General features: G+C 60.3%; 19 protein-coding genes, 1 tRNA gene and 1 pseudogene. 15 read left to right on the forward strand and 6 right to left on the reverse strand.

The annotated features are described in order from the left end of the window. Positions 1-169 precede the first annotated feature (169 nt). The 8 genes from ASILVAE211_RS26395 to ASILVAE211_RS20860 all read left to right on the forward strand — a co-directional run bounded on the left by ASILVAE211_RS26395 (position 170) and on the right by ASILVAE211_RS20860 (position 9,647). Entirely contained in the window at positions 170-898 is a 729-nt protein-coding gene (locus tag ASILVAE211_RS26395; RefSeq protein WP_227323292.1) for a LuxR C-terminal-related transcriptional regulator, read from the forward strand. Positions 899-1,393: 495 nt separating this feature from the next. Next, the gene (locus ASILVAE211_RS20830) at positions 1,394-1,948 is read left to right on the forward strand and encodes a hypothetical protein (RefSeq protein WP_227323293.1); all 555 of its coding nucleotides are present in this window, start codon (positions 1,394-1,396) and stop codon (positions 1,946-1,948) included. Further along, positions 1,945-3,078 (forward strand): glycosyltransferase, encoded by a 1,134-nt coding sequence (locus ASILVAE211_RS26400; RefSeq protein WP_227323294.1) that lies wholly within the window; start codon positions 1,945-1,947, stop codon positions 3,076-3,078. Before ASILVAE211_RS20830 ends, ASILVAE211_RS26400 begins: the two co-directional genes overlap by 4 nt. Before the next feature lie 351 nt (positions 3,079-3,429). Then, entirely contained in the window at positions 3,430-5,655 is a 2,226-nt protein-coding gene (locus tag ASILVAE211_RS20840; RefSeq protein ID WP_227323295.1) for a GumC family protein, read from the forward strand. Positions 5,656-5,661: 6 nt separating this feature from the next. Next, entirely contained in the window at positions 5,662-7,113 is a 1,452-nt protein-coding gene (locus ASILVAE211_RS20845) for a hypothetical protein (protein ID WP_227323296.1), read from the forward strand. After that, positions 7,110-8,204 (forward strand): glycosyltransferase family 4 protein, encoded by a 1,095-nt coding sequence (locus ASILVAE211_RS20850; RefSeq protein ID WP_227323297.1) that lies wholly within the window; start codon positions 7,110-7,112, stop codon positions 8,202-8,204. Before ASILVAE211_RS20845 ends, ASILVAE211_RS20850 begins: the two co-directional genes overlap by 4 nt. Continuing rightward, positions 8,201-8,983, forward strand: a complete 783-nt coding sequence (locus ASILVAE211_RS20855) for a transglycosylase SLT domain-containing protein (protein ID WP_227323298.1) — start codon at positions 8,201-8,203, stop codon at positions 8,981-8,983. The genes ASILVAE211_RS20850 and ASILVAE211_RS20855 overlap by 4 nt, the downstream gene beginning before the upstream one ends. A 61-nt stretch (positions 8,984-9,044) precedes the next feature. Further along, positions 9,045-9,647, forward strand: a complete 603-nt coding sequence (locus ASILVAE211_RS20860) for a polysaccharide biosynthesis/export family protein (protein WP_227323299.1) — start codon at positions 9,045-9,047, stop codon at positions 9,645-9,647. Between the two features lie 81 nt (positions 9,648-9,728). On the opposite strand, the gene ASILVAE211_RS20865 is transcribed toward ASILVAE211_RS20860, so the two are convergent. Continuing rightward, the gene (locus tag ASILVAE211_RS20865; protein WP_227323300.1) at positions 9,729-11,087 is read right to left on the reverse strand and encodes an outer membrane beta-barrel protein; all 1,359 of its coding nucleotides are present in this window, start codon (positions 11,085-11,087) and stop codon (positions 9,729-9,731) included. A gap of 662 nt (positions 11,088-11,749) precedes the next feature. Between ASILVAE211_RS20865 and ASILVAE211_RS20870 the strand changes: the two genes are divergently transcribed. The 3 genes from ASILVAE211_RS20870 to ASILVAE211_RS20880 all read left to right on the forward strand — a co-directional run bounded on the left by ASILVAE211_RS20870 (position 11,750) and on the right by ASILVAE211_RS20880 (position 16,106). Continuing rightward, positions 11,750-13,117, forward strand: a complete 1,368-nt coding sequence (locus ASILVAE211_RS20870; RefSeq protein ID WP_227323301.1) for an exopolysaccharide biosynthesis polyprenyl glycosylphosphotransferase — start codon at positions 11,750-11,752, stop codon at positions 13,115-13,117. A gap of 41 nt (positions 13,118-13,158) precedes the next feature. Then, entirely contained in the window at positions 13,159-14,502 is a 1,344-nt protein-coding gene (locus tag ASILVAE211_RS20875) for a hypothetical protein (protein ID WP_227323302.1), read from the forward strand. 242 nt (positions 14,503-14,744) lie between these two features. After that, complete coding sequence (locus ASILVAE211_RS20880; protein ID WP_227323303.1) at positions 14,745-16,106, forward strand: oligosaccharide flippase family protein; 1,362 nt, start codon at positions 14,745-14,747, stop codon at positions 16,104-16,106. A gap of 111 nt (positions 16,107-16,217) precedes the next feature. On the opposite strand, the gene ASILVAE211_RS20885 is transcribed toward ASILVAE211_RS20880, so the two are convergent. Both ASILVAE211_RS20885 and ASILVAE211_RS20890 read right to left on the reverse strand, forming a co-directional pair. After that, positions 16,218-17,603 carry a glycosyltransferase gene (locus ASILVAE211_RS20885; RefSeq protein ID WP_227323304.1) on the reverse strand — a complete coding sequence of 462 codons (1,386 nt, stop codon included), beginning with the start codon at positions 17,601-17,603 and terminating at the stop codon, positions 16,218-16,220. A 195-nt stretch (positions 17,604-17,798) separates the two neighbouring features. Beyond that, positions 17,799-18,200 carry a DUF4214 domain-containing protein gene (locus tag ASILVAE211_RS20890; RefSeq protein ID WP_227323305.1) on the reverse strand — a complete coding sequence of 134 codons (402 nt, stop codon included), beginning with the start codon at positions 18,198-18,200 and terminating at the stop codon, positions 17,799-17,801. Positions 18,201-18,593: 393 nt separating this feature from the next. Between ASILVAE211_RS20890 and ASILVAE211_RS20895 the strand changes: the two genes are divergently transcribed. The 3 genes from ASILVAE211_RS20895 to ASILVAE211_RS20905 all read left to right on the forward strand — a co-directional run bounded on the left by ASILVAE211_RS20895 (position 18,594) and on the right by ASILVAE211_RS20905 (position 21,123). Continuing rightward, positions 18,594-19,118 (forward strand): invasion associated locus B family protein, encoded by a 525-nt coding sequence (locus ASILVAE211_RS20895; RefSeq protein ID WP_227323306.1) that lies wholly within the window; start codon positions 18,594-18,596, stop codon positions 19,116-19,118. A gap of 63 nt (positions 19,119-19,181) precedes the next feature. Further along, positions 19,182-20,075 (forward strand): MBL fold metallo-hydrolase, encoded by an 894-nt coding sequence (locus ASILVAE211_RS20900; RefSeq protein WP_227323307.1) that lies wholly within the window; start codon positions 19,182-19,184, stop codon positions 20,073-20,075. A gap of 304 nt (positions 20,076-20,379) precedes the next feature. Beyond that, a complete protein-coding gene (locus tag ASILVAE211_RS20905; protein WP_227323308.1) occupies positions 20,380-21,123 on the forward strand; it encodes a sce7726 family protein in 744 nt (247 codons plus the stop codon). Positions 21,124-21,126: 3 nt separating this feature from the next. On the opposite strand, the gene ASILVAE211_RS20910 is transcribed toward ASILVAE211_RS20905, so the two are convergent. Both ASILVAE211_RS20910 and ASILVAE211_RS20915 read right to left on the reverse strand, forming a co-directional pair. Then, complete coding sequence (locus ASILVAE211_RS20910; protein WP_227323309.1) at positions 21,127-22,197, reverse strand: beta family protein; 1,071 nt, start codon at positions 22,195-22,197, stop codon at positions 21,127-21,129. A 21-nt stretch (positions 22,198-22,218) separates the two neighbouring features. Continuing rightward, a pseudogene (locus ASILVAE211_RS20915) lies at positions 22,219-22,482 on the reverse strand (ImmA/IrrE family metallo-endopeptidase); the annotation flags it as partial. 559 nt (positions 22,483-23,041) lie between these two features. On the opposite strand from ASILVAE211_RS20915, the gene ASILVAE211_RS20920 reads away from it, so the two are divergent. After that, complete coding sequence (locus ASILVAE211_RS20920; RefSeq protein ID WP_227323311.1) at positions 23,042-24,031, forward strand: IS630 family transposase; 990 nt, start codon at positions 23,042-23,044, stop codon at positions 24,029-24,031. Between the two features lie 613 nt (positions 24,032-24,644). On the opposite strand, the gene ASILVAE211_RS20925 is transcribed toward ASILVAE211_RS20920, so the two are convergent. Then, a tRNA-Ser gene (locus ASILVAE211_RS20925) sits at positions 24,645-24,737 on the reverse strand. Positions 24,738-24,860 lie beyond the last annotated feature (123 nt).

Genomic DNA, 24,860 nt, shown 5'->3' on the forward strand with positions numbered 1-24,860 from the left:
GGCTAATCCTAAAAATCTTACTAGTTAAATTGCTGCGCTGCACCTAAGTATATGGGCAGATTATTTTTGGAGGTTAACTCTAATGGGGAATTCACTTCACCAATTCGATCGCGCGTTTCAGTCTTCCGACTCATCCCATGACGAGGTGATACGCACCAACGCGCTACCCGTGGCCAGCGATACCCCCTTTTCGGTTGATATTACCCCGCCGACAGACCAGCCGCGCAGCCAGACAGCCCGCATCGCCTGGATCGACAGTTACGCGCTGACGCGCGACTGCCTGTCGAAGGTGATGTCCGACATGCAGCCCGACCTTGAGATCGACACTTTCGCGACGGTGGAGCAATTCCTGGCGGCAAGCGCCGAGGTCGATATGGATGTCGTGATCCTGTATTCGCACCGGCCGAACGACGCCTGCCTCCAGGAAATTACGACGATTTGCGAAGCGCTCGAAACCATTCCGGTGATCATCCTCTCCGACCTCGAAGAGAGCTATCAGGTCAGCACTATTCGCGAAGCCTTGCGCGCCGGGGCTAGCGGATTCATCTCGACCCGCAGCATGGGCCTGGGCATGACCCTGTCCGCCATCCGTTTCGTGCAATCGGGAGGCACCTTCGCCCCGCTCGATATTCTCCTGTCCGATACGGCTGTAGCGCAGCCCGCGCAGGCAATTCAGGATACGCCCTACCGCTTGACGGCCCGGCAGCGCGACGTGCTGGCCCAGCTTCAGCAGGGCAAGGCCAATAAGATCATCGCCCATGAGCTGGGCATGAGCGAAAGCACGGCGAAAGTTCACATCCGCAATATCATGCGCAAAATGGGTGCCACGAACCGGACTCAAGCCGCCTTCAATGCCCTGAAGCTTTATCCGGAAGGCGAGACCCGCCCCAGCCTCTGATGCCGTTCCACGACCGGGCCGCTGACGCGGCCCACGACACCTTTCCCGTCATCGCTGCGGAAAAGCGCTTTACGCCTGATTCGCGTTTGCGCTGACTTCCATCGAACGATGCTTCGGCAAGTTCGGGCCGTATTCGCCAAGCGTCGCCACACTGAACGCCCAAACCCTCCGTCTTCGACCGAATAGGCTATCGGGGCGCAAAAATCGTCTTTAGTGATTAGCGTTGACAGCCTTGTTCCAAGGCACGGATTTTCCTATTCCAGCATAGGATTTGAGGTAAAGCGAGGCCGCTGACCAGACGAACGCGACCTTAACGAAGGTTCGCGTATGTCTCGGTCCAGTGCTCCGAGCCGATTGAGACCCGTTTCACTTTACACGACTGTGACGCCTGATTTGGATAACACGCATGCCAACAGAACTTTGGGCCTGGATAGGGTGATGCCCGGACACATTCGTGTAGCCTGGGTAGATCGCTGTCAGCTGACGCGGGAATGCATGACCGCAGCCTTGTCCCATCGGATGTCACCGATCGTTGCCGTGCCCTTCAAGGATGCCCACAGCCTTGTCGCGATACCCGACCCTTCCGAAATCGATCTTATCGTCCTGCATAGTTTGAGCATGAACGATCAATTGCCGCTGGATATCGCCTTGCTGCGGGATGCCGATTTCGTCCAACCGATCATCCTCGTGACCGGCGATGAAGCGGGAGACCACTTGGGCAATGTCAAAAGCGCGCTGCGCCTGGGCGCCAGCGGTCATCTGTCGACGCAGACGACGGGGATCGATCTGGCGATTTCGTCCTTCGCCTTCGCACATCAAGGCGGCACCTTTGCGCCGATGACCCTGATGCTGGCCGATGAGGCTGGCGCAAAACGAGCCGTGACGCCCCGCATCCAAGCCGCTGTCGGCGCACGCCACAGCGGGCCGGCCCTGACCACCGTGCAAGGCCTGGCCGAGCGCAAGGCGCATTCCGAGCGTGACGGCAGCACGCCCAACCGGTCAGCGCTGCGTCTTGCCTCCAATTCCGGCGTCACGGAAGAGAAGCCGTGAGCGGAACCTTGAAGCGCTACCTGCGGGAAGGCTATCTCGCTGGCAGCGCTGCTTGGACCAAACGCCTGGTCGGCCACACCATGAACCCGCGCCGCTTCGACCGCGTGGCCATCGTTGCGGCCTTCGGCAAGCATAACGGCATCACTCGCGGCGCCTTCCTGCAATGGCAGGCACTCCGCAGCCTCGGCATCGATGCCACGATGGTCGATGCCACACCGGCGCTCCGCAATCCCTTCTACCGCGTGCCCCATGATGCGGCGACGGCCTATATCTTCCATTCGGGCGGCCCGCAGACGGCGAGCCTGATCAGCGCCGTTCTGCCCGCCGCCCGCGACGCTTATCGGATCGCCTATTGGGCCTGGGAACTGCCCGATCCGCCGTCCGACTGGGGTGGCAGCGAAGACACGGTGCATGAAATCTGGACGCCGAGCCAATTTTCGCGAGACAGCCTCGCGCGGATGATGCGCAAGCCGATCGCGGTCGTGCCGCATTACCTGCCGCCGCAGATAGCGCGCAGCCGGGCCGCAGACACCCCCTTCACCGTGCTGACCATGGCGGATAGCCGTTCCAGCCTGTCGCGCAAAAATCCGGAAGCCTCGGTGCGCGCCTTCGTCGCCGCCTTCGGGCAATCCCCGGCCGCACGGCTGCTGCTGAAGATCTCGGCCAAGGACGACGAGCTTCAGGCTTTCGATGCGCAACTGGGCGGATTGCTGCAAGCGCCGAATATCGAAATCATCCGCGAATTCATGACCGATGACGCTTTGTCCGCTTTATACGGCCGGGCCGATGCCCTGATATCGCTGCACCGGTCCGAAGGGTTCGGTCTGCCGATGCTGGAAGCCCTGGCGCGCGGCGTGCCGGTGGTCGCCACCGGCTGGTCGGGCAATACGGATTTCACGACCGCCGGGAACAGCATCCTGGTGCCTTACACGCTGGTACCGGTGAAGGATGCCGCCTCGGTCTATAGCGGCAGCCACTGGGCCGAGCCCGATACGGCTGCGGCAGCCGCCGCCCTACGGCGGCTGGCCGACGATACGGCGCTGCACACGCGCCTGTCTGACGCCGCCTATCGCGGCTGCGCCGATCTTGCCGTCAGCTTTCCCCTTTCGGCCTCGCCAGCGGCCGCATAAGCGGCTAAACCGGGCCTGCGCCGGACGCCACCGGCCGGCGGCCTGATCACATTATTGCGCGCCACCTTGGCCATTCCATCCGTCTGAACGCGGCTTAAGCCGCTCAGTCTGCGGAAAGCCCAAATCCGATCCTGGCATTAAACCATTCCGGCCAAGTCGATCTATCCGAATTGATTACGGACGCGGCGCGTTTGTCCTCCACAGTTATGACCGGGCAATTTCCTGCGCTGATGCTACTCTATAGGCTGATGACTAAGATCAGCCGGTTCGCGCAGTGGGACAATTTTGCTTATGCAGGATGAGAATTTTCAGCGGTCACATATCGAGGCGCATAAGCCTCGTCATGTTGTGATGAAGCCCACAATCGATCCCGTCGCGGCGATCGAGCCGGTGGCTGTGCCGTTTGGACGCCTTGGCGCCATTCTGCGCAGACGGGCCTGGATTATCATCGTCGCTTTGGTCGTCTGCGTCGGCGGCGCCTTCGCGGCCGTCCAGAAAATGCCGAAGCAATACACGGCCGAAGCCTCTCTCATTATTTCGCCGCAGCGCACGCAGGTGAGCGACCTTCAGGCGATCTCGAACGACGCCGAAGACACCGAAAGCCTGATGCGCACGCAGATCGACATCCTGAGCTCGCCGTCGCTGGCGCTCGGCGTTGTACAGGCCCTCAACCTGACGCAGGATCCTGAATTCCAGCCCCATGTCGGCGGCATTGGCGACAAGGTGCAGGCTTTCCTCGCCAAGCATCATCTGGTCAAGCCGATCGTCAACCAGCCTCTGAGCCAGACCGACAAGGAACTGATCGCCTCCGCCATTCTGAGCGGCAAGGTGAGCTTCACCAACCAGCCGCATTCCCGCCTGCTCGGCATTGGCGTGACGACGCTCGACCCGGTCGTCAGCGCGAATATTGCGAATGAGCTCGCGAAGCAGTTCCTCGCCTTTGAGGTCAACGCGAAATACGCGGCGATGCAGCGCGCCCATGACTGGCTGCAAGGCCAGATCGGGTCGCTCGCCAGTGAAGTCCAGCAGAAGGACAATCAGGTCGAAGCCTATCGTGTCGCCCATGGTCTGGCCGAGGCATCGCCCTCCTTGCAAAGCAGCACCAGCGGCCCGCAGGACCAGACCGTCAACCGCCAGCAGCTTGACGCGACCAGCACCGAGCTTGTCCAGGTCTCCCGCGACCTGAGTGAAAAGGAAGGCGCATTGGCGCAGGCGCAGGCGGCCCTGAAAGGCCATGTCTCGCCCAGCGATCTGCCTGCCGTCCTGGCTTCCCCCGTCATCGCGGAACTGGTTCAGGAATCTGCGGTCGCTTCGGCGCGTGCCAGCGAACTCGGCGCGACCCTCGGCGCCGCCAATCCCGACCTGCAATCCGCCCGCGCCCGCGCCGCCACCCTGGATGGCCAGATCCGCACGCAGATGGCCGCGATCACCCGCAGTCTTGCCGTGCAGGTCCAGGCCGCACGCGACCAGAAAGCCAGCCTGCAGGCCCAGCTCGACTCCCTGCGCGGCGCCGTCGGCAACGAAAATGCAGCGACCCTTGCCCTCAACACGCTCGTGTCGCAGGCACAGGCGACCCGCAGCCTGTATGAAAGCTTCCTGACCCGCGCCGCTCAGCTGGCCAATGTCGCAGGCATTCAGGAAGCGGATGCCTCGCTGGTGTCCAGCGCGGAACCGCCGCTTGGGCCGTCTTCGCCGAAGCGCACGCGCATCCTTGCGGTTGCAGTTCTGCTGGCGGTTGCCATCGGCGTCGGCATTGCGATCCTGCTCGAGCGTCTGGGCGGCGGCTTCAGCCGGCCGGAAGAGGTCGAAAGCGTCCTCGGCCTGCCGCTGCTGGGCATGCTGCCGACCGTCGAACGCGTCAGCAGCCGCAAGCAGCCTTTCCTGAGCCGTGGACGCGGGGCCGCGGACATCGCGATGACCGCGTCGCTCAATCGTCTGCGCGGCCAGATGCGCGTCCTGGGCGACGCGCGGCCGCAGCTGCTGATGGTGACCTCGTCCCTGCCGAAGGAAGGCAAGACCGTGTTCTCGGCCAAGCTGGCGCAGAACATGGCCGCCGCCGGCTGGCGCGTTCTGCTGCTGGAATGCGATTTCTGCCGCCCCTCCCTCGCCGGGCATCTGGGTCTGACGGAAGGACCGGGCCTGTGTGAAATCCTCTCGGGCCTTTCGCTCGGCGACACGCAGAAGCTGGTGCGCCACCCGGAAACCAACCTGGACGTCATTCTGGCCGGCCGTGCCGACCATGACAGCCAGGAACTGCTGGCCTCGGCCCGCATGCAGGGCCTGCTGGCCGATGCCCGCAGCCGCTATGACGTGATCATTCTGGATACGCCGCCTGTCCTGCCGGTCGCGGATGCGCTGGTTCTCGGACAGAATGTCGACCAGACCATTGCCGTTGTGCAATGGGAAAAGACGCCGCGCGATGCGGCGAAGGACACCATCCGGCTGCTGCGCGACAGCCATATTCCGGTGATGGGTGTCATCCTGACGCAGGTCAATCAGAAAAAGGCCGTCATGGCCGGTGGGCGGATCTCGTACCCCTTCCGGCATTACGAAGGCTATACCCCGACGGGCGCCTGATCATTCATGGGCATTACCTTACTCGGCGTCGTGCTGCTGCCGCTTGGAATGATCTGGGCCACCAACCCGGTTCGCCTGCTGCAGCTGGCCTTTGTCACCGCCATTTTCGGGGCCGGCGCTGCCGTGCTGCTTGGCAGTTTCGGGCTGCCGCCGGCGCTGGTGCCAGGGCTGATTTTCGTCACCTATGTCTGCGCGCAATATGCGCTGGGCATGCGCTACAGCGGCGAGGCGCAGGTCTTCAAGACTTTGACGCCTCTGATCGCCCTGCTGGTCTATGCCATTCTGTCGATCTTCTTTTTGCCGCAGGCTTTCCAGGGCCGCATCATGGTCTGGCCGCAGAGGCCGGATCTGCTCAATCCCGGCTATGTGCCGCTGACCTTCACCTCGGGCAATGTCACGCAGACACTCTATCTGGCGCTCTATTCCGTGGTCGCCATCTGCGCCGGGCTATTGGTCACACGGGGCAATTTCCTCCATATGGCGCTGCTGCGCGCCTATCTGCTCGGGGGCTATGCGGTCATCGGCATCACCTTCTGGGATTTCGCCTATCGCGTCGCGCATGTCCCCTTTCCGACAAGCGTCTTCTACTCGAACCCGAACTGGGCCATCGTCAATCAGGCTCTCGGTCCGGTGCCGCGCATCCAGGCGAGCTTCTCTGAACCAGCCGGCCTCGCCTTCTATCTGTCCGGCCTGTTCTTCTGCTGCCTATGGCTGAACGCGAAAGGCCGCCGGATCATGCGGGTGGATATCCTGCTGATCCTGTCGATCTTCGCCATGCTGCTGTCGACCTCGACGACCGGTATCCTGACGCTGGCCGCCGGCTTTCCGCTGATGATCGCTTTCTCCACGATCTCAGGAAACACCGCCGCAATCGCGCGCTTGTTCAAAAAGGGCGTCAGCCTGGCCGTAGTCGGCGTCGTCATCGTCGGACCGCTGCTAATCCTGGTGCCCTCTCTCCAGAACGCGATCAACGAGGTGTTGACATCAACCCTCTCGAAAGGGGACAGCGACTCCTACGCGGAACGCAGCGGGCTTGATAGCGCGGCCATGGGGACGCTGGCACAGACGGACGGTCTGGGCGTCGGCTGGGGCAGTTTCCGGTCCTCCAGCTTCGTGCCCGGCATGGCAGCCAATGGCGGCGTCTTCGGCTTGCTGATGGTTGCGCTGCTGGTCTGGCAGGTGACCGCCCTGATGCGCCGCGCCGGTCGCCACAATCCAACGCATCCCGGCAATGTCGTGCTGGACGGTTTTGGCGCAGCACTCTGCGGCCAGCTGGCGGCTGCCCTCGTCTCCTCCCCCACGATCGGCGATATCGCCTTCTTCCTGCAACTCGGCTGCGTGGCCGGAACGGCCGCCCGCATGCTGAAGGACGGCCGCCCGGTGCCGAGTTTCGCGCGCCCGGCCGATCAAGCGGCGAGAATGGCTGACGATCGCGTCACAGAAAGCAGTTACGCATGAAGACCGCGCCCGTCTATGTGAACGGACGATACCTGACCCAGCCAGTGACCGGCGTGCAGCGCTTTGCCGCCGAAATCGTGCGTGCCATCGACGGCCTGGTTCTGAGCGGCGAATGGCCCGCGACGACCCTGCTGACCCCGCCCATGGATGCCGCCGCTCCGCCGCTCAGCGACACCGCCGGCCTGACGCTGCCGGCGCGTACCGTCGGGCGCCGCCAGGGGCAAATGTGGGAACAGATCGACCTGCCGCGCGCCGCACGTGGCGGCACGCTGATCAATCTGGGCAATACCGCCCCGCTGCTGAGCGGAAGCGGCCAGATCATCGTCATCCATGACGCGGGCGTGTTCGACACGCCCTATTCCTATTCCTGGAAATTCCGTCTCTGGTACAAAGGCTTGCAGCATGCGCTGGCACGCATGGGCACGCGCATCGTCACCGTTTCCGAGTTTTCGCGGCAGCGCATCGCCGCCAGCCTCGGCATCGATCCGGCGCGGATCGCCGTGATCTACGAGGGCGCGGACCATATCAAACGCATCGCGGCGGACGAGACGGTGCTGGCGCGCCATGGATTGACGCGGGGCGGCTACGCACTGGTTGTCGGCAGCCGCGCCGCCCACAAGAACCTCTCGGCACTGGAAGGCGTGGTTCATGCGCTCCGCAAACGCGGCATGGTGGTCGCCATGACGGGCGGCGGCAATCGCGCTGTCTTCCAGGATACCGCCGATCAGGCCGCCTTCTGCCAGCTTGGCCGCGCCAGCGATGCCGAATTGCGGACGCTGTATGAAAACGCCGCCTGCCTGCTGTTCCCGTCGCGTTACGAAGGCTTCGGCCTGCCGCCGGTGGAAGCGATGATCTGCGGCTGCCCTGTCATTGCGACGCGCGGTGGCGCGGTGGAAGAGATTTGCGGCGAGGACGCGCTGTATTTCACCATGGACGATCCGGCCTCCCTGGTCGGCGCCATCGAGCGACTGCTGGATGAGCCCGGACTGCGCGGCGATCTGTCCGCACGCGGCCTGCTGCGGGCGGAAAAGCTGAGCTGGCTGGCTTCCGCCCGGCTGCTGGGCGATGTCACGCGACGGATTGCCGCATGAGCCGCCTGTCCTTCAAGCTTCTGTCCCTGCTGGCTGCCGCGGCGGGCGCTGCCGCCGCCGCGCCCTGGGCCGCGACCTCCGCGCAAGCGGGCCTGCTGGACCGTACCGTCGACGCCGCTCATGTCTGCGGCGACGCGGTGCAGGCGGCGGAGACGCAATACACCCTGCCCTCGGGCCTGCTTTTCGCCATCAGCCAGGTGGAATCCGGCCGGCCGCCGGCCGAAGGTGCCGCGCCACGCCCCTGGCCCTGGACGGTGCAGGCCCAGAACCAGAGCCATTTCTTCCCGACCAAGGCCGCCGCGATCAGCTGGGTGCAGCAGGCGCAGGCCCAGGGCATCACCTCCATCGACGTCGGCTGCATGCAGGTCAATTTGATGTATCATCCGGCCGCCTTCCGCACCCTGTCGGATGCCTTCGACCCGATGCATAATGCCAATTACGCGGCGCGCTTCCTGATCTCCCTCCATAGCCAAACGGGGGACTGGACCAAGGCGGCCGGTTACTATCATTCTCAGACGCTGGCGCTGGCTATCCCCTACCGCCAACGTGTGGAAGCGCTGCTGAACGGCCAGACTGTGACGCTGTCGCCTCAGGATAGGAAGTTGCAGGAATTGCAGACGGCCTGGAATGCGACGCAGGACGGCACGACCGCCGCGCCGGTAGCGATGCCGTCCGGTGACCTGACCGGGAACTGGAGCGGGCTTGTGGCGCGGCCTCCGACCCGAACGGCGCGGCGCTATCGCCATTCCGGACCAATTATGCTTAGCGATGCGCATTGACCTTGCGTCTTTGTGCTGCACATCTCAACCTCTTGCACAAAACTCGAACCGGGCGGTGGCCATGACGAACCCTCTTTCTCCCATCCTGTCCGTATCGCGAGGTGCCGCTTGGCGCCTGCCGATGATCGGCCTCACCGCCTGTCTGGCGCTGTCGGCCTGCGCGCCCGGTTCCGGCCTGCCGCCGCTGCCGCAGACCACCGTGTCTAACTACACGCTGGGCACGGACGAAGAAGTCCGCGTGGTCATCTTCGGCCAGACGCAGCTGACAGGCCGCTTCACCATTAACGACCGCGGCACCATCTCGATCCCGCTGCTGGGCGACGTTCCGGCCAAGGGCAAGACCACGGACCAGCTGGCGCAGCTGATCGCGAGCGATCTTGAAGCACGGAAGCTGCTGAACAATCCCAGCGTGACTGTCGAAATCACGAAATACCGGCCGGTCTTCATTCTCGGTGAAGTCATCAAGCCGGGTCAGTATCCCTATGAGCCGGGCATGACGGCGCTGACCTTGGCAGCCGTCGCCGGCGGCTTCACCTATCGCGCCGAGACTCAGGATTTCTCGATCCTGCGCAAGGAAAACGGCCACACGATCGAAGGCAAGGCACCGCGTGGCGCCGATATCCAGCCGGGCGACGTCGTCACCGTGTTCGAGCGCTATTTCTGAGACAAGGCCCCGCAGTTACATAAAAACCCCCCGCAGGCGCAGGCCTGCGGGGGTTTTTTATGGTTGATGCGGCAAGGCGCGTCAGAGCGCGAAGCGCAGTGTCAGCATGAGGACATTTTGCGTATAGGCGCCGCTGACCTGTTCCGTCGTCGCCGTATTGCCCGGCGTCACCGCGCTGCTGGGCGCGTTCTGATTGGTGAAATCGTCATTCAGCGACAGCTGCATCGTGCGATTGAGCAGCCAGGTCACGCCACCGCCGATGCTTTCGCTGGTCTGCGTGCCGGACTGGAAATAGGCAATGTTCTGCACGCTCAGGCGGCCTTCCAGCAGCACGTTGCGCTTCAGCTCATAGTCACCGACGATGCGCGCCTGGTTCTGGATATAGCCGTTGCTGCCTTCGACATCCGTATCCTGAACCGAGCGCGACAGGTTGCCGACGACCGTCAGAACCGGGTCCGGCGACCAGACAACCTGACCGGCGATGACCGGCACGGTTTCGCTGCCATACTGGGCTGCCGCGAAGGTTGTATGTTCGACGCCGACAAGAAAGGAATAGCGCCACACGCTTGCGGGCTGATAGTCAAACCCCGCCAGGACCATGCCGCTGGTGGAGTTATTGTCGATCTGTCCGGCAGTCTGATTGTAATAGTTCGAACCGCTGCCCCGCGCGACCAGCAGCAAACCGGTGCCCCCGGTCAGGGCATAGCGCGTGACCACGCCGCCGGCGATCACATCCCTATCCAGATAAGACTGGCTCGACTTTACACCATTGTTGGTGATGTCGCCGGAGCGATAGACGCTAAAGTCGATCGACGGCGTGACGGTCAGGCGGCCGAAATTGAAGTCGTAGGAAATCTCGCCCGAATCGGTGATGTCTTCCGTCGGCTGCTCTGAACTGGCCGCGCCGATCTGGGTGCCAAGCTGATAATAGACCGAGTGGGAATAGGTCGCGCGCAGCTGACCGCCCGCTATGGTGTAGCCGCCGCCGATGCCGACGTTCCAGTTCGTGAAATTGTCCACCGGCAGCTGAAAAAAGCTGGAATGGTCGAAGCCCACCGTTGCCTGCAGGCTATTGCGCTCCCAATCCGACTGGCCGGTGATGCTGCCCCTCGTATCCGTGCCCCAGCTTCCTGTATTGCTGCCGGCCGTGCCATTGACATTGGTATTGTCGAAAATCGACTGGTCAAGCTCCGGGTTTACCGTGAAGCCGCCCAGCTGGACGCCCCCTTGCTCATATTCCGGTCGCGCCCTGGTGAGGACCGTCACACCCAGATTCTGGTCATACCCGTAATTCCCGGTGGGAAAATAAGCGTCCGCCGTGACCTGAGCATGGGCCGGCATCGCCCAGGCCACCAGGCCGGAGCCCAGGACAGGGAGCATCCAGGCGCGCGGCCCGCTGAAAAAGCGGCGGGAGGAACTGGGCAGGAATGACTCTATCAAGGAACGATCCGTCAGAAAGGCCGTGTTGCGGAAATAGTGCGGCAAGTTGCGGCTGGCATGGCGAAAGCAAAACCGAAGGTCGATATCCGACGGACCAGACCAGCATCATGATACGCGATCATAACGCAGCGCTGTAGCGCCGTACGGGGCGAATTTGCACGTGCCGTCGGCCGCCGACAAGGCTTGCGCCAGTGAGATTTCCCGTAACAAGCCAGTCTCGGTCGATCCTACAGGAACGTGATGGGCATCTGACGGATGCCGCCCCCGCCTTTCGGCAGAAACCCGCAACAACCCCATACGCCTAAAGGGTTAATCCTGACTTTTGCTGCGGTGCAGCGTACGCCTATCGGGCCAGGCCTGGGGGAACGTCTCTGCTGTTCGATGCTGCACTGCCGCACCAGCCGGCCGGGAGATGCACCGGCGTCATCCCTCTGGATGAAGGCCATCTCAAATCAGACGACGCGCCGCTACCCCTATAAGCCTCGCACTCCACCAAATTGGCAGCCTCTCAACTTTGCCCCGCGGCAGTAAATTTGTCCGCATTCGCAATCGTAATTTCCCAGGGGGGTCGCTTGTCACTTTTGAAGGGTCATCCCACGTCTCAACTTGTGGTGGAAGATCAAATGAGCTTTTCGCCGCAGGTGCGACCGACTTTTTCGCCAATGACGAGCGCCGTATCCTTTGTTGCCGTCGATGTTATGTCGGCGGTAGTGGCAGAGGCCATTGTCTGCGGTGCCGTCCTGCTATTCGCAGGCAAGCCGCCCGCGACTCTGCAAAGCGTGTTGCCAAATTTCATTAACGTGACAGTGATCCTGGCAATCGCGATCGTTTATTTCGCCGTGCGCGGACGCTACACCAACCGGACGCCGTTCTGGACCGAAGCGAGCCAGATTTTCGGCGTCTGCGGCTGGGCCGTCGGCGCCTATATCCTGGCCGGCGTGCTGGACCACGAAATTCGCAACCGCCTGTCGGGCCTGGCCGCTTTGGCGCTGTTCCCCTTTCTGGCGACCTTCGCGAATTCGGTGGTCAAGTCGGTCCTGGTGCGCATGGGCACCTGGCGCCTGCCGATCGTTCTTGTCGGTGCCGGCGACGCGGCCATCGCGGTCGAAGCGGCGCTGGCCTCCGACCCTGGCCTTGGCTATGCAATCGTCAGCCGGATCGATCCGCAGCGCGTCGTGGCGCAATCCAACAGCTCTTTCCTGTTGAGCATTCTCGAACGCCACCAGGCCGCCAAGGTTCTTTTCGCCCTTGACGACGACAGCGCCTTGCAGCGGCAGCTGATCGACACCGCGCTGCGCGACAAGGTGCCCTTCTCCATCATTCCCGGTCCGCAGGCCATGCCGGCGCTGGGCTGGCAGACGACGCGCTTCTTCAGCCATGACGTGGTGATGCTGAGCTACAAGCATAACGCCCATCGCAACCTGTCGCAGAGCGTGAAAACCGCCATCGACGTGATGGCCGCCATGGTGCTGCTGGTCCTGTCCAGCCCCATCTTCCTGCTCGCCTATCTGTTCAACCTCTTCTCCGACGGTCCGCTGTTCTTCGCGCATTCCCGCCTCGGCATCGGCGGCAAGATGTTCCCCTGCATGAAGTTCCGCACCATGGTGGTGGACGGCGACAGCGTGCTGAAGGAAGCCCTGGCCCGCGACCCCGAGATGAAGGCGGAATGGGATCTGACGCAGAAGCTGCGCCACGACCCCCGCGTAACCCCCTTCGGCCGCTTTCTGCGCAAGACCAGCCTGGATGAACTGCCGCAGCTGCTCAACGTTATTCGCCGGCAGATGAGCCTGGTGGGTCCGCGTCCGATCGTGCAGAGCGAAGTGCGCTTCTACGGCGAAGATATCGCCCATTACTACAACACCCGCCCCGGTGTGACAGGTTTGTGGCAAGTCAGCGGTCGCAGCAATACGACCTATGCCCGCCGCGTCCAGCTTGATGTATGGTATGTCAATAACTGGAGCGTCTGGCTGGATATCACCGTGCTTCTGAAGACTTTGCCGGCGGTGCTGGCACGCACGGGGGCCCATTGAGCCAGCCGGATAATCTGTCGCGACAAGGTTTGCTGACCCGCTTGATCCATTCATCGACCGCCATCTCCCGCCTCTCGCTCGTTTGCGCGCTGGCCCTGCCGATCTCGGCGGTCGCCGGCGTGCAGACCAGCGGCGCGGGGCTGGATCTTGGCCCGCCGAAGCCGGTCACCGCGCAGAGCGCAGACAGGTTTCTGGATTCGCTCGGCGTCAACATCCATGTCGATCAGGGCTATGATCCCAAAACCTATATCGCGCCGCTGCATTATCTGGGCGTGCGCGCGGTACGCGACGGCATCCGCCACGTCGACAGCGATGTGATGCTGGCCAAGGCGACCGGCGTGCGCTTCGACATTCAAGGCGGCGGCGATCTGGCGGGCGAACTTGCCTCGGCCCGGACGCTGGCGAAGGCCGGTGCGCTGCTGGCGCTGGAAGGCCCGAACGAGCCGAACAATTTTCCGATTACCTACCAGGGCCAGCAGGGTGGCGGTCAGGGCCATAGCTGGAAAGCGGTCGCCGCCTTCCAGGCCGCGCTTTACCAGGCCGCCAAGACTGACCCGCAATTGAAATCCTATCCCGTCTTCGGACCGTCCGAGACGGGGGCGGAGACGGATAATGTCGGCCTGCAATTCCGCACGACCCCCAAGAATTTCAGCGGCGTCGTGCCGGCCGGCACGCGGTTTTCCGACGCCCTGAACGTGCACAACTATGTCAGCGGCGTGCATCGGGGTTACGGCAACAATCAGGCCTGGCTTGCCGCCGACCCGGTGCTGAACGATCGCTGGGACGGGCTGTACGGCAATAGCGGTGTGACCTGGCACGCGCATTTCGCCGGCTACGACAATGCCGCACTGATGCGGCAGCCGCGCGTGACGACCGAAACGGGCTGGGACAGCCAGTCCGACCCTGGCGGCGAAGCCGCGCAGGCCGCCGTGCTGAGCAATACCTATCTGTCCCAGTTCAAGCGCGGCTGGGACTATACCTTCATCTACGAGCTTAGGGACGCGGAAGGCGGCGACGGCCAACAGGGCCTTTATGCCGGCGACCGGCCGAAGCTGGCCGCCGATTATATCCACGCCCTGACGACAATCCTGGCGGACCATGGCAGCCTCGCGCATCCTGGCACGCTCGCCTTCGGCATCCAGACCGCTGGGGCCAGCGTGCATGACCTGTTGCTGCAAAAGAGCGATGGCGCGTTCGATCTGGTGATCTGGGATGAACGGGTGCAGGGACAGGATAAGGTCATCGTCACCTTCGCCGAAAACCAGCCGGTGCTGGAGGTTTTCGATATCGCGAAGGGCACGGCGCCGGTGCAGACTCATCATCAGGTGAAAACGCTGACGCTCAGCCTGACGGACCATGCGGTGATCATCCGTCTGCCGCGCTAGCCATCCGCGTCCAAACCCGCACAGCCCCGCCCGGTCTCACAACAGCTGACCGTCCATCCGCCAGAAGACGTATTTCTCTTGGCTTAAACGGCCCGTAACTGTAGGTCCGAGGGCAGCACTTGCGGCTTGGGCTGGGACCGGCTTACGACCTCTCCCTGAGGCGGCCGGACATCAAGGCAGCAAGGATAATATGACGACCGGTTTCGCTCCGTTCCCCATGCCTACAGAGACGGAGACCACGCGTGGCTGACACCGCTATGCTGAAGCGCCTCGGGCGCAATCTCATATCGACCACGGTCTTTCAGGCCAGCGGTTATGTGCTGGCCATGATCAACGTCCCCTATCTGACGCGGACTCTGGGGGTCGCGGATTACGGCATCCTTGCCTTCGTCATCAGCATCAACGCCTATCTGTATCTCATCATCGACTGGGGCTTTTCCCTGGGGTCGACGCGCGACGTCGCCCAGGCGCGCGGCGATGAGGACAGGCTGCGCGAGATATTCTGGCGGACCATGACCGCCAAGATGCTGCTGTCGCTGCTGTCGATCGTCCTGCTCTTCGCTCTGTTGCCGCTGCAACGCGTGCCGGCACCGATCTATCTGCTGCTGCCAGGTCTGCTCAACATCCTCGGCGCCGTCTTTACGGTGGACTGGTTCGTGCAGGGCCTGGAACGCATGGCCATGTTCACCATCTATTCCATCGCAGGTCGCATTCTGGTGGTTCTGCTGACCTTCATCCTGGTGCATAGCCCGAAGGATACCTGGATCGCTTGCGGTCTTCAGGGGGTTGGGACAGTCGCGGCCGGTTTCGCTGGCTTCTATATCGCCTGCCGCCATCTCAAAATGGGCCGCCCGCGCTTTCCGCTGCGTCAGGCGCTATTCCAGATCTGGGACTATCGCCACTACTTCCTGTCCCAAAGCAGCTGGATTGCCTATTCCACGGGCGCGCCCCTGGTGCTGGCCCTTGTCGCCGGCTCTGCCCAGGTCGGGCTTTTCGCCGGCGCCGACCGCATGACACGCGTCGCCATGGCGCTGACCGTGCCGGCCAGCATGGTGCTATACCCTCGCGTCAATGCCCTGCTGACACAGTCGCGCGTTGCGGCGGCCAGGGTCGCGGGCCCCTTCATGGGCTTTCAGATCGTCGTGGCGCTTGCTCTCGGCGCGTTCTTTTTCTTTGGCGCTGACCCAATTGCGACCATCGTGCTCGGCCCCGGCTTTCATAAATCCGCCGTCGTGCTGCGCTGGCTGTCAGCCCTGCCGCTGTTGACGGGCATTGCCGGCACGCTGTCCCGGCAATTCCTGATTCCGCTGGGCTGGAGCCGCGACGTATCGCGCATCACGATGATCTTCACGGTTTTTTATCTTTGCCTGCTGACGGGCGGCTGCTTTGCCTGGGGCGCGACCGGCGCCGCGATTGCACTGATTACGACGGAACTGCTGCTGAGCATCGTTTTCACGATCTATCTCCTGCGGCATGAACGTGAATTCGCGCTCGCGTCACTGGCGGCACTGACCGATACGCCGCGTTATGTCATGGAAGTCGTCAGGATTTTCCGCAACAAGCTGCGCCCGCGCCGCCCCGCGCCGCCCATACCCGAGCGGTAATGCCGCGGTATCGGGGCGAAGGCCCCAACAGCAAAAAGGCGTCAGATCCTTGAACCTGACGCCTTTTAGCTGTCGATCGCGTATCGCGACGGCGGGGCGACCCGCTGCCGTTCAGACCACGGCGCCGGTGGTCTCCCGCACAAAAGCATGCATGCGGTCACGGAAGCTCTCCTCCGAAAAGCGCAGCGCATTGGCCCGGCACGTGTCGGGCGACATCGCGTCCGCCCGGGCATCGAAGCGGGTCAAGGCATCGGTGATGCTGTCAACCGTCTGCTCCTCGAACAGAATGCCGGTGGGCGCGGCATCCTCGGCCGTGTCGATGATGTCGAGCGCACCGCCCTTGCCGAAGGCGATGACCGGCGTGCCGCAGGCCTGGACCTCGACCATGGCGATGCCGAAATCTTCCTCGGCGGCAAAAATCGCGGCGCGGGCGTGCTGCATCAGATCGACCAGTTCGGCCTTGGGAACGGAGCCGCGAAATTCGATATTGGACGCGCCCTTGGCGGCGGCATGAACGCGGGCGGCCTCGGGTCCGTCACCCACCACCACAAGCCGGCGGCTGGGATCGGCCTGGAAGACGCTGACCACCAGATCGGCCCGCTTATAAGGCACGAAACGCCCGGCCAGCAGGTAGAAGTCATCCTTCGTCTCACCGATGGTGAAGGCCGTGACATCGACGGGCGGATGAATGACGCTGGACGGCCGCCCATAGGCCTTCTTCACGCGCCGCGCGATATAGCGGGAATTGGCAATGAAATGATCGACATGCTGCGCGCTTGAGAAATCCCACAGCCGCATCTTGTTGAACAGCCAGCGGACATAGATGGCCTTCAGGCTCCAGCCGAGGCCAGCCTGGCGCAGATACTGATGTTGCAGATCCCAGATATAGCGCATGGGGGAATGGACGTAGCTGATATGGATCTGGTCCGGGCCCGTCAGCACGCCCTTGGCGACCGCATGATTGCTGGAAATGACGATGTCATAGGCGCTGAGATCGAGCTGCTCGATCGCCATGGGCATCAGGCCCAGATAATGGCGGAACAGCTTCTTGGCGGCCGGAAGCTTCTGAATGAAGGTCGTGGTGACCGGTTTGCCTTTGAGGAAGGCGCGATCCTTCGGCGCCATGAAATCGACGGTCGAGAACAGATCGGCATCGGGGAAACACAGCAGAAGCTGTTCCAGAACGCGCTCGGACCCGGCATTGACCTGCAGCCATTCGTGGACAATCGCGATGCGCGGGGCGCGCCCGGCGCGGCGAAACGGAAGGTCCAAATCATCATCATGCGCGTCCCGGCGCGGCAGAACGGTGCTGGCGAAGGCATCGTCGCCCTGCACGGACAAGGCTGCGTCGCCACTCATCATCTCGGTCTTCATCCGCTCCACGTCCGATTCCGCCATGACGCCATTATACCGGGCCTCGACCACAGCGCCTGCCTGGGCGGAGGGGGTCGCGGCAATGTGTTGCACGGATGGAGACAAAGAGGTTTGGCCAGCCATATGCACGTCCTCGGATAACGATAATCCGGGCAGATGTCTGACTTTTTGAGCCAAGTCTCAAGAGAAGAAAACTAGCGATACCCCCCTGGCCGAACGGGTGATCATCTACACCTTAGGAGGAGCTTCGCCTCAGGGCGGGTTTGAGGCCGCGCTGCCGGAACTGGCGGCCCCAGCAGCGCCCTGGCTTATGCGCCTTTACGCGCCGATCAGAATTTGGACTTTTTCTTCGTATCGCGGCACGCCATGGCTGCCGTGACGATCAAAGAAGCGCGGATCTTCCATGAGAGCGGTGACCACCCCCGGCAGGCCCGCTTTGATCATATTATCGCGGACGCGCAGCAGATCGGCGGAGACAACATCGGAAGCACCGAAAAAACACGCCAGAAGATTACGCGATAGTTCGTTCGGCGTCTGATTGACGACAAATTTCTTGAAGAATTCTTCGCTGGTGAAGAATTCATACATGATTTCTTTCACGGATACTAAGTTATTGGTCAATCCGTGAACATTATAGTTAAACCCATCCTGATCCGCGTCGCGATGCAATATATTGCCATATAACGCACCGACGAGTTTTTGAGCCGCATTGAAATTCATGATTTTAATCCCGCAAAAATTAACGTCATGTACCGTTTTCAGCTATCATGCGGATCGATCCGGCTGCAATAAAGTTTTCATTATATTTTTTTGTTGCAGCATCAGGATGGCGCTTATTTTTTATAGCCGCCTATTAATCAAAGAAATTGCCGAAATTGCGGTTATTGCTTGATCAAAATATACCATGCGATTTGTAACTATTTCCACATCGAGCACGGCTCAGTTCTGTATACACCCGCGCCTGTCTATTCGGATCAGTCCTCTGCCGGACTGACCCGCGGCGCCACGGGCCGCGCCCCGCTTACGGGCGCTTGCTATCGGGCCGATCGTCTCATAGGGATGCCCCGGTTCGCAGGTCCGTTCAGCTCTCTCATCAAGTAAAGACTGGTCATCATGACGTCTCTCCGGTTTCCGGCCCTTATCCTTGCCGCCGCCATTGCCCTGCCTGTCGCGGCCCCGGCATCCCAGGCAGCAACACCCCCAGCCGCCGCCAAGCCGCCGCTGGCCGCGTTCAGCAGCAGCAACTGGCGGGTGGAATGCGGCAATACCGGCACGGCATTGGATTGCGTGACCACCAACCGCATCGTGCAGCAGGCCAATGGCGAGCAATTGGCCGTCATCACCCTGGCCCCCAAGACCTCGGGCGGCGCCACGGCCGCGGTGCAACTGCCGCTGGGCATTGTGCTGACGGCGCCGGTGCAACTCGCGGTCGACGGTAAGCGGCCGGTGACCGTGGTGATGAGCAGCTGCATCGCCCAGGGCTGCATCGGCTCGGCCGATCTGCCCGCGTCTTTCATCGCCGACGCGCGGCACGGCACATCCCTGACACTGACCTTCGGCACCCCGAACGGCCGGGAATTGGCGATGAATGTCGCGCTCCAGGGTTTCGGCCTCGGCTTCGACCGCGCGACCCGCTGAAGGGCCCGCCTCAGCCTGGCCTGAGCCGTCGTTTCGATGACCCGTCTGCACCCGGAGGATGACATGCCCAGCCCTGCCCCCCTGCGGCAGCCGCGCGTGAAAGGCTTTTTCGATCCGCGCACCTTCAGCGTGCAATATGTGGTGTCCGACCCCGCGACCGGCCAATGCGCCATCATCGACCCGGTGCTGGATTTCGATGAGAAGTCGGGCTCGGTTGCAACCGCAAATGCCGATGCCCTTCTCGCCTATGTGGCGCAGGAGAGGCTGGCGGTGGCGTGGATTCTGGACACGCATCCGCATGCCGATCACTTCTCGGCCGCGCAGTATCTGCGTGAGAAGACCGGCGCGCCCACCGCCATCGGCGCGCAGGTGGTGGAGGTACAGCGTCTGTGGCAGGCGATCTATCACTGGCCGGAGCTGAAGACCGACGGGTCGCAATGGCATCGTCTTTTCGCCGAGGGCGAGCGCTTCCGCATCGGCACGCTGGACGCGCATATCCTGTTCTCGCCCGGCCATACCCTGGCCTCGATCACCTATGTCATCGGCGACGCGGCCTTCGTGCATGATACGCTGTTCATGCCGGATTCCGGCACCGCGCGGGCGGATTTCCCCGGCGGCAGCGCGGGGCTGCTGTGGGACTCGCTGCAGGAGATTTTGGCCCTGCCGGAGGAGACGCGCCTCTTCACCGGCCATGACTATCAGCCCGGCGGCCGGGCGCCGCTTTGGGAAAGCACGATTGGAGACCAGAAGGCCCGCAACGGCCATATTGCCGGCATCGACCGCGAGGCCTTCATTGCTCTGCGGGAAGCGCGGGACCGGACTTTGCCGATGCCGAAACTCATTCTGCACGCGCTCCAGGTGAATATCGCCGGTGGGCGGCTGCCTGAGCCGGAAAGCAACGGCCAGCGCTATCTGAAATTCCCGATCGGCGCGCTGGGGGATGTGCGTTGGGGGTGATGGGCGGCGGGGCGTTAGGCGCGGTTGGACATAAAGAGCGTTTCCGACAAAGCCGGCTAGCGCGTGGCACCACGGGACTTCAACGATCAAGCCCAGAACACTGCACCGGCCTGTCTAGCGATTAACGAAAATATGATGCTATTGCTCGATGCTTTAGCTGTATTCATTAAAAAGCAATGAATACAAAATGCTCGTGCTGAACTACGGCACGCCAGTAAAGACGTATCTGTTTATTGAATGCCACTTGACAGCAAGAAGATGTTGCGCAAAGCACAGCCAGTGCAATTGATCCTCCGAGCGCGGCATGGATATTGCTCGGTTTTTTGAATTGCAAAGCGTAGTGGTGCGAGCGGTGAACGAAGGACAGATTAAAGCCAGGGTTTTGACCGAATTGCGCGCACTGAAGCGCATATCAAAACGATCAATAATCGCGAACGAATTCGCGCTATCAAAATCTTTGGTTAGAGCTGACCTCGCAATACTCGAATCAAAATTCATAGGCATCGAAGTAAAAAGCGAGAAAGATACCCTTCGCAGGCTGCCCTCACAAATTGCCAGCTATCTGCGGCACTTTGATTGGGTGATCTTGGTGGTTGCCTCCAAGCATGCTTACAAGGTTATCGAACTAAATCTTTTATTCGTCGAACTCTGGGTTATGCATGCAGACGGGAGTATCGAAATCATACAGACGCCCAAGTCCGCCTCCCCCCAAGCAGGCATTTGTATTGGTCGCTTGCTTACACAGGCAGACCAAAAACGTTATATTGGATGTGAAGGGAATTATCATACAAATAATCAGGATTATTTTGATATAAACAAATCCAATGCGCATGCAGCGTTTATAAACGTCTTTTCGTCACGTTTTGGCAAAACCAGCAAAGAATTTTGGGACGCGGTTAGATATCGCCAAATCAAATCAGACGACCTGGCAAAGCTCAGCCGATTCCAATCTAGCCGTGAACAATTTGCTCGCGTCAAAGAGGAACAGGATCATATGTGGCGCATGTGGGCTGAGCAATTTCACTCGTCAACACTTTCAACTATCTAGCCGTCAATCCAACCAATCATCGTCAGTTTCATAGAGGTCGCTTGGCCTTCCGTAATGCAACTGGCGATGCAAGTGGATATTAATTCGAGCAGCCGTAGACCGCTTTGGGGAAACGATCGCTGATCGATCCCCAAGCGCAGTTCGCTCTATCATTTGCGTTCCCCAGACCCGCAGATTTTTGTCCCAATTGGGATCATCAATAGCTGCTTTCGCTTGCTCAGCATAAGCGGCGTACCGATCTGTCGAATCGTCAGATCTAAAAAACTTCCATTCTTGGTCAAGAGCGTAATCGATTCGAGGTGCAGGAGTGCCCCCTCCCCCTGTTTGCCTCTCTGCCCTAGCACTTCCACGGTCGCTATAAATCAGTTTTGTTCCGAAATCGGCTTTTAGCAACATATGAAGGGAACGCTCGAAAATTTCCTGCTTTGTTACTGCCGTAAAAGATTCAGGAAACGAAGACGCCGAGATAGACACACGGCTGTTCGGCGCGTTTTCTAGAATTCCGGCGATAGCAGCCTTTGCCTTAGCTTGAGAAAATATCAAATCTTTATCGGCTCGGCCAAAATCAAGAAAAAAACAAACGTTCGCTCCACCATTCGTTTGAGCCGAAACCGCGCGGCTGATTGAGTCGATACCCGCAAAAGATCGTTGCTCAAATGGAATAATTAGCCCGCGACCAAGAGAATAAAGACGTGAAATTTGTGCCGCTAAATTCGTGATAGATTCGATCTGGATAGCAGGGATAAAATTAGGCTGCTGTTCGAGAAACAAACACCATTCGTCATAGCCCCGATCAGGGGAACGAAGAGCAGCAATTTCACGATGCACAGACCGGTCACCGATAGATTGTTCGCGATCACACAGCGTCACAAACACAGGTCGATTGCCGAATGATTCCTCAAGCTTTGCTAAGCTGCTCGCAAAATTGTGGGCGCCTACCCACGGGCCTAACTGAATCAGGGGCAGCAGCTGATCTTTGTCCCGCTCTGGCAATTCATCCAATGCCTGCATTTCCGCCGGCCTAAGACCGAGCACCGGAATGTAGCTTGCGTTACTAAGCGAGGTGAGCGCCATTTTCTTGTCGATCCAGAACCGTCAACTAATTCCAAGACGAATTTTCATAGCTGCTTCGGAAACTTCAAACTGATCAGCCAAATAACTTGGAATGTCGTCAATTGACAACGCTTTTGCTGTTTCCAAAAACTCCTCAACAAGCTCATGAGGCATAAGAATATCAGCAGCTAGACGATTCGCTTCCGCTTCACGACGGTCGGACAAGGACGAGCGATAGAGAACATCGTCTTCTATACCGCTTCCGATCTGATCGCTGTGAAGTAAAAAGTGCGCCAATTCATGAGCGGCGGTAAACCGCTACCGCCTAGGTGGGTCATGCCGATTTATTTTTACCAAAAATCTTCCAGGATCGTTTGGATGCGGCCGAATTTCTCCTGAAATGCCAGGAGCCAACGTCGACGCTTTAAAATCAACTTCGAGCGCCCTCGCCAGAGACGATATTTTGACGGGCGCTTCAGTTTGAAAGGCAGAGATTATTTCTCTTACTTTCGTGTCTAATTCTGTCCATTCTCTGCTTGCCATATCAAAATCCCTTTCGCTTTAGTCTTCTCTCATTTCATCTGGCGAGTTAGTCATTTCGGCAGAATTGTAAATGATTGAGTCTACGCGATTCCTCACAAGGGTCACAAAAGTAGCCGATTGAAAATGCTTTTCCATCGCCGGCGGAAGAACTTTCATAAGGTGATTAGGCAATTCGATATTAATATGATCTGTCGCAGCATTGGTTACCATTGCTTTAAACTGTGTATAGCTATTAACCTTCCCAAAATAGATGCCATGGCCGCAGGTATCTGCTAAAGTTGTGGACATGAAGAGAGACGGTCGTGCCCTGGATCATTCGATATTGACGGAGCTGCGCAAGCGCGGCGTTGCCGCGGTACAGTCGGGTGAAAGCCCGGTGCAGGTCGCTGCGGCATTGGGCGTCAATCTTCGAACCTTGTTTCGTTGGCTGGCGCTGTATCGGCGCGGTGGTTGGGATCAGCTCGACGCCAACAAGCGTGGCGGTCGTCCACCCAAGCTTGACGGGCGTGCGCTGCGCTGGATTTACAAGACCCTGTCGACCAAGAACCCGTTACAGCTGAACTTTCCGTTTGCCCTTTGGACGATCGCGATGGTGCAAGCACTGATCGGCGAGCGCTTTGACGTGAAATTGGGGCATAGTTCCGTCGCTCGTTTGCTGCATCAGTTAGGCCTGAGTGCTCAGCGCCCTCTGTGGCGCGCCTATCAGCAAAATCCGGAAACAGTGAAACGGTGGCTGGAAACAGAATATCCCGACATTCGTCGGCAGGCGAAGCGTGCGGGCGCGCAGATTTTCTTCGCCGACGAGGCTGGCGTGCGTTCCGACTTCCACAGTGGCACGACCTGGGGACCCCGTGGCCAGACGCCAATCGTATCCAGCACCGGCGCGCGCTTCGGTGCCAATCTGATCTCGGCGATCAGCGCTCAAGGGCAACTTCGCTTCATGCTGACCGAGGGCCGGGTAACCGGGGCCGTGTTTATCGAGTTTCTCAAGCGATTGCTGGCCAACGCAACCGTTCCCCTCTTCGTCATTGTCGACGGTCACCCAACACACCGCGCGAAAGCGGTTACCCAGTTCGTGGCGGCCCAACAAGGGCGGCTGGCCTTGTTCCACCTGCCACCCTATTCGCCGGAATTGAACCCGGACGAGTTGGTATGGAACGATTTGAAAACCCACGGCACGGGGCGGAAGCTGATCACTTCGCCAACTCAGCTGCGCCAGGCAGTCCTTTCCCACATGCGGCAGTTGCAGAAGCTACCCGCGTTGGTGCGTAGCTTCTTCCATGCTCCGACCACGCTATACGCCCGGCTTTGATGGCAACTATTATGGGAAGGTTAATAATAATAGCTAAGATTGCTATAAAGATGCCAATGATCGCTACCATTGCAGAAACCACCGCCAACAAGGTCGCTGCGAGATCTTGATAACTCATCTCTCCAGCGATATGCCGCAAGAGATCGTGGCGAAGAAACCATGCCATAGCGGTGGATGCGACCGCTCCGACTAAAGCCGCCAAGACAATATCTATAAGCCGTCGCATCTTTATGAACGCACCCCATCACCAATTAATGTCCAGCATCCGAATCTGGCGCCGGCTCGTTCTGCGATTCGAGCTTTTCATGATACCCGCGCAGGATGGCAGCCCGATAGAGCTATCACGCTAAATGCGAGTTGAAGGTGATGCTGCATACCCGAAAAAAGAGACGGCCAACTTCTTATCTTAAGGCGGACCGTAGCACTTACAAAAAGAACAAATCAAGAACAAAAGATGCCTGATCGGAAGCTTTTCCAGACCTGAGGGCGATGAGTTAGCCGTTAGAAGGTTGCAAGTTCACAACATGCCCGGCACGCCCAATGGGACACGGCGTGATGTCGCTATCAAAGAACCTAAATTTCTTTAGCTACTTCAACAACTTGTGGGGAGAATTGGCGGAGGGGATGAGATTCGAACTCACGGTACAGGTTGACCCTGTACAACGGTTTAGCAAACCGCCGCCTTCAGCCACTCGGCCACCCCTCCGCCGGGAGAAGCAAACCATTGCACGACGTTTGCAGGCCCCTTCTAGCGGCGGCCTATCGCCCGGTCAATGCACTCTGAAGCCCTTGATTTAGCGCAAAATTGCATAGCTGGGCGCGCGCCATG

This window comes from Acidisoma silvae, assembly GCF_020618775.1.
GTDB classification, from domain to species: Bacteria; Pseudomonadota; Alphaproteobacteria; order Acetobacterales; family Acetobacteraceae; genus Acidisoma; species Acidisoma silvae.

Excerpts from the sequence above, each read along its gene's own strand:
- ASILVAE211_RS20855 (WP_227323298.1), top strand. The coding sequence starts at position 8,201 with ATGAGCCGCCTGTCCTTCAAGCTTCTGTCCCTGCTGGCTGCCGCGGCG.
- ASILVAE211_RS20845 (WP_227323296.1), top strand. The coding sequence starts at position 5,662 with ATGGGCATTACCTTACTCGGCGTCGTGCTGCTGCCGCTTGGAATGATC.
- ASILVAE211_RS20840 (WP_227323295.1), top strand. The coding sequence starts at position 3,430 with ATGAAGCCCACAATCGATCCCGTCGCGGCGATCGAGCCGGTGGCTGTG.
- ASILVAE211_RS20885 (WP_227323304.1), bottom strand. The coding sequence starts at position 17,603 with ATGGCTGGCCAAACCTCTTTGTCTCCATCCGTGCAACACATTGCCGCG.
- ASILVAE211_RS20905 (WP_227323308.1), top strand. The coding sequence starts at position 20,380 with ATGGATATTGCTCGGTTTTTTGAATTGCAAAGCGTAGTGGTGCGAGCG.
- ASILVAE211_RS20830 (WP_227323293.1), top strand. The coding sequence starts at position 1,394 with ATGACCGCAGCCTTGTCCCATCGGATGTCACCGATCGTTGCCGTGCCC.
- ASILVAE211_RS20850 (WP_227323297.1), top strand. The coding sequence starts at position 7,110 with ATGAAGACCGCGCCCGTCTATGTGAACGGACGATACCTGACCCAGCCA.
- ASILVAE211_RS20870 (WP_227323301.1), top strand. The coding sequence starts at position 11,750 with ATGACGAGCGCCGTATCCTTTGTTGCCGTCGATGTTATGTCGGCGGTA.
- ASILVAE211_RS20910 (WP_227323309.1), bottom strand. The coding sequence starts at position 22,197 with ATGGCGCTCACCTCGCTTAGTAACGCAAGCTACATTCCGGTGCTCGGT.
- ASILVAE211_RS20860 (WP_227323299.1), top strand. The coding sequence starts at position 9,045 with ATGACGAACCCTCTTTCTCCCATCCTGTCCGTATCGCGAGGTGCCGCT.
- ASILVAE211_RS20890 (WP_227323305.1), bottom strand. The coding sequence starts at position 18,200 with ATGAATTTCAATGCGGCTCAAAAACTCGTCGGTGCGTTATATGGCAAT.
- ASILVAE211_RS20895 (WP_227323306.1), top strand. The coding sequence starts at position 18,594 with ATGACGTCTCTCCGGTTTCCGGCCCTTATCCTTGCCGCCGCCATTGCC.
- ASILVAE211_RS20900 (WP_227323307.1), top strand. The coding sequence starts at position 19,182 with ATGCCCAGCCCTGCCCCCCTGCGGCAGCCGCGCGTGAAAGGCTTTTTC.